This is a genomic window from Bradyrhizobium forestalis (assembly GCF_002795245.1).
Taxonomy (GTDB): domain Bacteria; phylum Pseudomonadota; class Alphaproteobacteria; order Rhizobiales; family Xanthobacteraceae; genus Bradyrhizobium; species Bradyrhizobium forestalis.
Genome location: NZ_PGVG01000020.1, coordinates 127,700 through 136,521, shown reverse-complemented (window position 1 = coordinate 136,521; position 8,822 = coordinate 127,700). Strand labels below are relative to the sequence as shown.

Annotated in this window: 5 protein-coding genes and 1 pseudogene; 2 read left to right on the top strand and 4 right to left on the bottom strand. The window is 65.6% G+C overall.

What is annotated here, in order from left to right; genetic code table 11:
• Window positions 1-296: 296 nt before the first annotated feature.
• Together CVM73_RS23200 and CVM73_RS23195 are read right to left on the bottom strand one after the other, a co-directional pair.
• The gene (locus CVM73_RS23200; protein ID WP_100234179.1) at window positions 297-3,107 is read right to left on the bottom strand and encodes a di-heme-cytochrome C peroxidase; all 2,811 of its coding nucleotides are present in this window, start codon (window positions 3,105-3,107) and stop codon (window positions 297-299) included.
• A gap of 178 nt (window positions 3,108-3,285) precedes the next feature.
• Window positions 3,286-5,082, bottom strand: coding sequence for an adenylate/guanylate cyclase domain-containing protein (locus CVM73_RS23195; protein ID WP_167407003.1), 1,797 nt, complete (start codon window positions 5,080-5,082; stop codon window positions 3,286-3,288).
• 226 nt (window positions 5,083-5,308) lie between these two features.
• Between CVM73_RS23195 and CVM73_RS23190 the strand changes: the two genes are divergently transcribed.
• A complete protein-coding gene (locus CVM73_RS23190; protein ID WP_100234162.1) occupies window positions 5,309-5,941 on the top strand; it encodes a LysE family translocator in 633 nt (210 codons plus the stop codon).
• Window positions 5,942-5,947: 6 nt separating this feature from the next.
• Here CVM73_RS23190 and CVM73_RS23185 read toward each other — a convergent pair whose 3' ends face one another.
• The gene (locus CVM73_RS23185; RefSeq protein ID WP_100234161.1) at window positions 5,948-6,700 is read right to left on the bottom strand and encodes a sulfite exporter TauE/SafE family protein; all 753 of its coding nucleotides are present in this window, start codon (window positions 6,698-6,700) and stop codon (window positions 5,948-5,950) included.
• Window positions 6,701-6,789: 89 nt separating this feature from the next.
• Between CVM73_RS23185 and CVM73_RS23180 the strand changes: the two genes are divergently transcribed.
• Window positions 6,790-7,680 carry a LysR substrate-binding domain-containing protein gene (locus CVM73_RS23180; protein ID WP_100234160.1) on the top strand — a complete coding sequence of 297 codons (891 nt, stop codon included), beginning with the start codon at window positions 6,790-6,792 and terminating at the stop codon, window positions 7,678-7,680.
• A 169-nt stretch (window positions 7,681-7,849) separates the two neighbouring features.
• Here the strand turns inward: CVM73_RS23180 and CVM73_RS23175 are convergent.
• Window positions 7,850-8,815: pseudogene (locus CVM73_RS23175) on the bottom strand (Bug family tripartite tricarboxylate transporter substrate binding protein).
• Window positions 8,816-8,822 lie beyond the last annotated feature (7 nt).

The window sequence follows — 8,822 nt, the reverse complement described above, 5'->3', positions numbered from 1 at the left end:
GGGCGGTACTGCAGCCCGTAGGGGCCGCAGCATGACTGCCATCGACCGCCACCACCGATCGGCCGCGAAAACGGACCTGTCCACTTCGCGCCCGACGCCCGAGGTCGTTCAAAAAAAGCCCGAAATCAAACCTCACTCCCGCACAAGACATTGCGCAAAGCTCTCGCTTGCGGGAGAGGTCGGCGCGTAGCGCCGGGTGAGGGTTCTCTCCTCACGGGGGTCATCGCCCGCGGAAGCACCCCCACCCCAACCCTCCCCCGCAAGCGGGAGAGGGAGCGCACTGCCTCCGACGCGCGCTACAGCGTCTTCAGATACTCGATCAGATCGTAGCGCTCTTGCTCCTTGAGCACGCGGCCGATGGTGCCGTCCTTGCCGGGGCCCGGCGTGCCATCGAACGAGTGGCCGGCATTGCTGTTGCCGAACAGTTCGGTGCCGTCAGACGCCCGCGTCGAGAAGCGCGACTGCCCGGTCTTGCAGCTCTCGCCGTCGGCGACCGCGAAGCCGACCTGCTTCGGATCGTAGTCGCGGCCGCCACCCATGCAGAACGATTTGGGGCGTTCGGCCGCGGGGCTCAGCATCCAGTAGAGCGAGGGCACCGATCCGTTATGCAGGTAAGGCGCGGTGGCCCAGACGCCATTGAGCGGGCGCGCGCGATACCAGGGCCCCGGCTCGTTCTTGTCGGGCGGCTGCGGACCGGGATTGGGGCAGTTCTTGCGCTTGCCCCACCAGGCCTGCTGAACCTTCGGGTCGATCTTGGCATCGTCCATCGCCTTGCGGGCGACGATGTCGACGAGCACCATCAAGCCAAGCGAATATGGCATGTCGGTCGAAGAAACATCCGGCAGATTGCAGTTCCACCAGGCATTGAGGTTCTGCGTGGGATCGAGCTTGAGAAAGCCCGGCACCTGAACCGTCCGCGTCGCCAGCACGCTGGCCTGAGCGGGGTCGGTGCCCATGCCTTTGGCGCTCTTCTGGACCTCGTTCAGGAATTTGTCGTCGCCGATGGTCTCCCACCGTTGCGAGGACCAGATGCTCTGCTGTGGAAATTCGGTGTCGAACACGGGATCATTGACCGGCCCGAGGTGGCATTCGACGCAGATCTCCGAGTAGAGCTTGCGGCCACGTTTGACGCGCTCACCGTCGATCTTCCAGGCATCGTCGCCGACGATGTCCGACGGCCATTTCGGCGATGTCAGTCCGGAGAGCTGCTTTTTCGGATAGGGCGCCGACCCCTTCAGCAGATCCTCGATCCAGTTCAGATTCTTGATGTCCATCGACGATCGGAACAGCCTGTCCTTGGGTGTATTGTCGGACAGGTTGAGCAGCGCGGTCACGCCCAGCGCTTCGCCGGCGTTGCGGATCAGCGGCTGTTCGATCGAAGCGTCATATTGCGCGTATTTGAGCCAGGGCACGGTCCAGATCGGCGGGAAGCTGACCGGCGCGTCCTTGGCATGCAGATTCTTCTCGAAGCCGCTGAGGCCGCTGAGCGTCATGTCCTGGGAGAAGACCTGGTTGCCGATGCGGTTGAGCGCATCGAGGCGGCCATAACCTTCCTCGGTGTCCTGCTGCGGCTCTTCCCGCTTCGTCTTCTCGTTGAACCTCGTCTTGCCGCCGATGGTCTTCGCGTAGGTCTTCTCCCAGTCGACCAGGAACGTGCCGATCGCACTCAGCTTCTGCTTCAGCGCGTCGCGGTCCGCATCGCTGGCGGAAGGGCCGAGCACGCGGTCGGCGAAGCGCGTGAAGCGACCCGGCACGTAGAGCGTATAGGCGATCGACAGGCCGGTGGTGACCTCGAGCTTCCTCAGGTCGGTCATCGCCGGGCCGCCGTCGAAGCGGATGTCGATGCCCTTGTAGTGGATCTGGCCGGTGTGGCAGGCGGCGCAGGTCAGGCCGATCCGGTCCTCGCCGACCTGGCCGGTCGCGGGATCGGGTACGCCGGTCATGCGTGCGAAGCCGACGGGCAGGCCGTCGACGTTTTCGGCCTGGGGGCCCCAGTTGACCGGCGGATTCCAGAGCCGCGCCGGCACCGGCTTGGTCTTGTCGTAGACGTTGGCATAGCCGAACCGGCGCAGCGTGGCGTCGTCGGTGTTGATCGTCTGCGGGCTCGGGATGAAGCCGAAGCGCTGCAGATGATCGCTGTCATGCAGCATCCCGGGCTTTGCGAAGGAATGAAGCCGCGGCTGCTCGAGCGCCATGAACCAGCGATAGGGCACCGGGAAAGTCGCGGTGCCCTGGCTGGCGTGATGAAACCAGTGCCGGTCCTCCAGCGCCCAGTTCTGCTCGAGCCAATACGCGGCCCGGGGTTCGACCTGCGCGGGCAATGGCGGGGCCACGAGGTCCCCGAGGATGCCGGGCAGCATCGGCTGGAATTGATCCGGAAAGCGCAGCGCCACGATGCCGAATATGAGGAGCGCGGCGACCAGTCCGCCGGCAGCGCGCAAGATCAGCGAGGGCGGGGTGACCGGCTGGCTGACGACCCGCTGGGTGATCCTGTCAGGGAATTTGCGCTCGTTGAACAATGTCCTCACCTCGGCCACGCTGAGATAGCGGTCGTCACCCTGGCCCTTGCCCATGATCTTGAGCAGGACCGGCCATTCGAACTTCATCAGGATCGGGTAGTACCAGCGCGCTTGCTTGCCGGCGCGCTTGAGGTTGTCCTTCATGAAGGTCTGGATTTGCGAGGCGTTGAGCCCGGTCTCGGTGCCGCCGCCATCGGGATCGGCATAGGTGCCGCCGAAACTGGCAAGCCGCGCAATCTCGTCCTCGTCGACGCGACCGTCGACGCCGAGGATGCGCGAGCCGGCACCGAGCTTGTCGAGCGGGCCGCCGCGCAGCGTGTTGAGCTGCGCGCCCCAGAAGATGCTTTGCAGGATGTGACAGGCGCCGTTGGCGATCAGTGCGACGCCGCGGACCTGGATCCGGGCCGAGGTCTTCTTCAGCCCTGTCTCGCCACTTGCATTTGCGATGGTCTGCGACAGCGTCCGGAGTGGAACGGTGCCGCCATCGACAAAACCTTCGCCGACGAGGCCGCGCAGGAAGGGGCAGGGATTGTTCGGCGAGACCTGGATCGAGGGGTCGAAGGGCGGCTTCGAAGCGCGGTCATGCATGGCCCAAATCCTGAAAACGGCGAATCGAAAGAAAGACGCGCCGATCAAGCGCGGAAATTCCTAACAAACCGACAGCAGATATACTACTTCAGCGTGTGATGAAGTGTGGCTGATTTCACTGTCCTGTCAACAACAGCGGGCGCGAGCAGCTTGCCGCGAAGGGACCGCGGCCTGCCGTTCAGGACTCGGCGGCCCGTTTGACGTCGCTTTGAACCAGCGTCAGCTTGCCAAGCGGCACGCCGGCCTTCAGCAGCCCCTCGCGATAATGGGCGATGTCCTCGGGCCGCTTCCAGTGGAAATTGCGCAGGTGACGATCGACATTCAGGGTAGGGTAGTTGCCCATGAGCACGGAGGTGGCCTCGGCGGACTCGCCGCTCCGTCCCAGTTGCGCCAGCGCTGCGGCGCGGATCGCCAGCGCCTGCATGTGATTCGGGTTGATGTAGAGCTGCTCGCGGGCCCATGACAGCGTCGCGTCATATTGGCGCAGAAGATAATGACTGAAGGCGTTCAGCGCCGCCCATTGGTAGCGCGGGTCGCTGTTGTCGCGTTGCGCGGCCATCGAGAACAGCTCGATCGCCTCGCGGTGCTCGCCGATGACGAAATGGCAGATGCCGAGCACGCCGCGTGCGCCATTGTCGTAGGGATTGAGCGCGACCGCACGCTTGGCGGCGTCCATCGCGGCCTCGTAGTGTCCCTCCATCGCATGAGCCCAGGACAGGATCGAGAATGCAAAGGAGGAGCGTGGGTCGAGCCGGACGCTGGTTTCGGCGAGGTTCATCGCCTCGGCCCACATCTCGCGCGTGCCCTTGACCCAGCCGAACTGAATACTCTGGATCTGAATCGTGGCGAGATAGGCGTGCGCGATCGACAGCTTGGGATCGAGCCCGATGGCCTCACGGAACAGGTCGACGGCGGCGGCCAGATCCTCCTTGGTCTGCCGGTAGTAGTGTGACAGTCCCTTGAGAAAACGGTCCCAGGCGGAGACGTCGGTCGAGAGCCGCGCCGGCGCCGAGGCCTCGGCACGGACGATCTCGGTGGCGATGGCGGCGGACAGGTTGGTCGTGATCTCGTCCTGCATCGCGAACAAATCGCCGATGTCGCGGTCGTAGCGGCCGGTCCAGAGCTGCTCGCCGGTCTCCGGCGCGATCAGCTCGGCGGTCACGCGGATCTTGGCGCCGGCGCGCCGCACCGAGCCCTGGATCAGATAGGTGGCGTCGATCTCGCGCGCGATCAGCCGCGTGCTCGTGTTCTTACCCTTGAAGGCGAAGGTCGAGTTGCGGCTCAGCACCCGATAGAAGGATTGCAGCGACAGCGCGTGGATCAGGTCCTCGGTGAGGCCATCGGAAAAATATTCATCCTGGGCGTCGCTGAGATTGGCAAAGGGCAGCACGCCGACGATCGCGGTGCGGTACTGCTGCGACAGAGCCGAGGCCTCCCGGAGCTCGGGGGCAAGCGCCGGCGCGCCCTCGGGCGTCCAGGTCCAGACCCCGATCGCATCCTTGATGTTCTTGAAGCGATGGTTGCCGGCATCGGTCAGAGGCACCGTGAGATGCTTGCTCGCCTCCCGGTAGGCCTTGGCCGAGATCGCGAACCCGCCGGGGCTCGCCACCGATTCCAGGCGGACGGCGATGTTGACGTCGTCACCGAAAACCTCGTCCTCGTCGGCGATGACGTCGCCCATGTGGATGCCGAGCCGGAACTGCATGGCGCGGTCGGCCGGCAGATGGTGGTTGCGTTCGGCCATCAGCGTCTGCATCGCGATCGAAGCCTCGGTGGCGCCGACGATCGAGGGGAACTCGAGCAGGAAGCCATCGCCGGTGTTTTTCACGACGCGGCCGCCGTGATTGAGGATGATGGGATGGATCGCGCTGCGATGGGCCTTGAAGGCGGCATGGGTGCCGGCCTCGTCGCTGCCCATCATGCGCGAATAGCCGGCGACATCGGCGCAGACGATGGCGGCCAGACGTCTTTCCATATCCGCGAAGCTCCAAGGGATAGGGGACCGGCCACGGCGTGGCAGTCGCCTCGAATCCCGCATTTCAAGAACCCTGCCTTTATAAAGCAGATGAGGCCAAGCGGAAGCATGATCCGCATTGCAAATTCGAGGTAAATCCTAAGCAATCCCGGCGGTGGACGGGGACGGGCGGACCGACTAAGCGGAACCGGGACCGCCCGCGACGGGGCGGCGGGAGGCAGCTTGCATGCTGGGCATTCACGAGATCGGACTTTTCATCCTGTCGGGCGTGCTGCTCAACATCACGCCGGGGCCGGATTCGGTCTATGTGATCGGCCGCAGCATGCAGATGGGCTGGCGGGGCGGCGCCGCTGCCGCCTTGGGCATCAGTTGCGGCTGTTTTGTCCATGTCGCGGGCGCGGCGATCGGTCTTTCGGCCCTGCTGATGGCCTCGTCCACCGCCTTCTCGATCCTGAAGCTGGTCGGGGCGGCCTATCTGGTCGTGACCGGACTTCAGATGCTGTGGTCGCGCCCGGTGCTGGCCTCAAGCGTCGACGCGCCGGTGCGGAGCTCATTGCGGCGGGTCTTCCTCCAGGGCGTCTTCACCAACGCGCTCAATCCCAAGGTCGCGCTGTTCTTCCTGGCGTTTCTGCCGCAATTCGTCGCAGCCGATGCGCCGCACAAGCCGCTCGCCTTCCTGACGCTCGGCCTGATCTTCATCTTTACGGGGACGCTGTGGTGCCTGGTGCTCGCCGCATTCGCCGCCAAGGCCGCGCACCGGCTGCGTCGGTCCGAGGGAGCGATCGCCTGGGTCAATCGCGCGCTTGGCGGCCTCTTCATCTATCTCGGTATCCGCGTCGCCATGCTGGAGACGCGGTAGCTTCCCTCAGGCGAATTCCTTCACCAGCGCACTGCCGGCGAGATAGAGGCCGAGCAAGATCATCGCGATCAGGAACCAGCGGCGAAACGCTTCGGCCGGCATCCGTGCGCGCAATGACTGGCCGATGAACATGCCGGCAAAGGCCATGGCGAGGCCGATGGCGCCCGGCACGGCATTGGCCGGCGTCAGCAATCCGACGGCGCTCAGGTTGAAGGCGAGCGCCAACGTTGCGGTGGTGAAGAACACGCCGAGCGCCTGCACCAGTTCGTCCTTCTCCATGCCGATCGCCTGCATGAACGGCATCGAGGGGATCACCTGCACGCCGGTCGAGGCCGAGATCACGCCGGTGACGACGCCGACCACGCCGCCGACCCATTTCTCGTTTCCGGGCGCGACGCGGAAGTGGAATTTGTTCAGGCCGATCACGGCGTAGACGACGAGCAGGGCGCCGAGCACGATCGTGCCGTAGCGCGCATGGGGCCCGGTCAGCGCGCCGGCATTGAGCCAGCAGCCGATCACGGTGCCGATCATCAGCGGCCACAGCCGCCGCAGGATGTCGCGCAAGTGAGGGCCGACGAAGGTCTGCCAGATGTTGGTGATGATGGCCGGCACGATGACGATGGCGATGGCGCGGCTCGGGGCCATGCTCACGGCGAGCAGGCCCATGGACACCGTCGGCAGGCCGAGTCCGACCACGCCCTTGACGAATCCGGCAAGCAGGAACACGGCGGCGATGAGGATGAGCATCGGGTCGATCATATCTGCACATTGACCGATACCGCGATCAGGCACAATCTGGAGGTTACGGAGAGAGCCTTCGCTGCAAACGAAGGCTGAGGAGACACGCCATGCGCTTCGATCTCGTCGACCTCCAGCTCTTCATCGCGGTTGCCGACCAGCGCAGCATCACCCGCGGTGCGGAGCGCTCGCATCTCGCTCTGGCCTCGGCCAGCGCGCGCATCAAGGGGCTCGAGGATGCGCTCGGCGTCGCGCTGCTCAAGCGCGGGCGCCGCGGCGTCGAGTTGCCCGCGGCCGGCGAGAGCCTGCTCGATCATGCGCGGCTAGTCATCCACCAGATCGACGCCATGCGCGGCGATCTCGCCGGCTTTGCCAGCGGCGTGCGCGCCAGCGTGCATTTCCTCGCCAATACGTCAGGCCTGTCGGAGCACCTGCCGAAGGCGCTCGCCGGTTTCCTGCGCGAGCATCGCGACGTCGCCGTCGACATCGAGGAGCGCGAGAGCACCGATATCGCAGCGGCGATCACCGCCGGTGCGGCCGATCTCGGCTTCGCCGCCGAGCACGCGCTGCCGGACCATATCGAACGCTTCCCCTTCAGCGAGGATCGCCTGACGCTGGTGACCTCGCGCCGCGGCCCGTTCGCCGGCCGCCGCCAGATCGATTTCCAGGAGGCGGGCTCCTGCGAGTTCGTCGGGCTCACCAGCGCCACTGCGCTGCAGATGCACATCTCCAAGCACGCCGCGCGGCTCGGCATGCGCCCGCATTTCCGCGCCCGGCTGCGCGATTTCGACGCGATCTGCCAGATGGTCGCCGCCGATGTCGGCGTCGCCCTCGTGCCCGAAGCCGCCGCACGCCGCTGCGCCAAGACCATGCCGCTCGCCATGGTCCGCCTGCGCGACAATTGGGCCAACCGCCGCCTCGTGATCTGCGCGCGAAGCTTCAAGACGCTGCCGCGGCCGGCGAAGATGCTAGTGGAGCATTTGAGGGCAGAGGCGGTGTGAGGCGAGACTTAACTCGCGCCGCATCGGCGGTGCGCTCCCTCTCTCGCTTGCTTGCGGGAGAGGGCTGGGGAGAGGGTGTCTCCGCAATGGGACAATCCCCCAGAGGACAGAACCCTCACCCGGCGCTTCGCGCCGACCTCTCCCGCAAGCGGGAGAGGTGTCGAACCAGCTACTTCCCCGTCTCCACCCCGGCGTCCTTGATCACCTTCGCCCACTTCTTGGTCTCGTCCGCGATGAAGCTGCGGAAATGCTCCGGCTCGTCGCCGATCAGCGTCGCGCCCTGCGCGGCGAGCTTCTCCTTCACCGCGGGATCCGCCATGGCCTTGGTCGCGAGGCCATGCAGCGCCGCGACGATCTCCTTCGGCGTGCCCTTGGGCGCCACCATGCCGTACTAGTTCTCGATGCGGAGATCAGGAAAGCCCGCTTCCGCGGTGGTCGGCACGTCAGGCGCGGTCGGGGCGCGCGCGGCCGAGCCCATCGCAATGGGGCGCAAGGCGCCGGCTTTGACCTGCGGCAGCAGCACGGGGAGATCGAGGAAGGTCATCTGCACCTGCTGGCCGAGCAGATCGTTCACCGCGGGCGCGGCGCCACGATAGGGCACGTGCACGATGTCGATCTTCGCCGTCAGCTTGAACAATTCACCGGCCAGATGCGGCAGGCTGCCGGGGCCGGAAGAGGCGAAGTTGAGCTTGCCCGGCTGCGCCTTGGCCAGCGCGATCAATCCGCCAATGTCCTTTGCGGGCACATTGGTGGCGACGACGAGCATTTCCGGCACGGTCGCAACCAGCGTCACCGGGGCGAGATCGGCCTGCGTGTCATAGGCGACCTTCTCCATGCTCGGGCTGATCGCGAGCGCGCCGGCTGAGGAGATCGCGATGGTGTAGCCGTCAGGCGGGGCCTTCGAAACCGCGTCGGTGCCGAGCACGCCGCCCTGGCCGCCGCGATTGTCGATCACAACCGGCTGCCCTGACAGTTCCGACATGCGCTGGCCGATTACCCGCGCGATGATGTCGTTGGGCCCGCCGGCCGGGAAGGGCACGATCAGCTTGATCGGCTTGGCCGGAAAGTTCTGCGCGGATGCCAATAAGGGCAGCAGCAGAAGTAATCCAAGGAGCAGCCTGCGTGAGACGGTCATGCAAGCC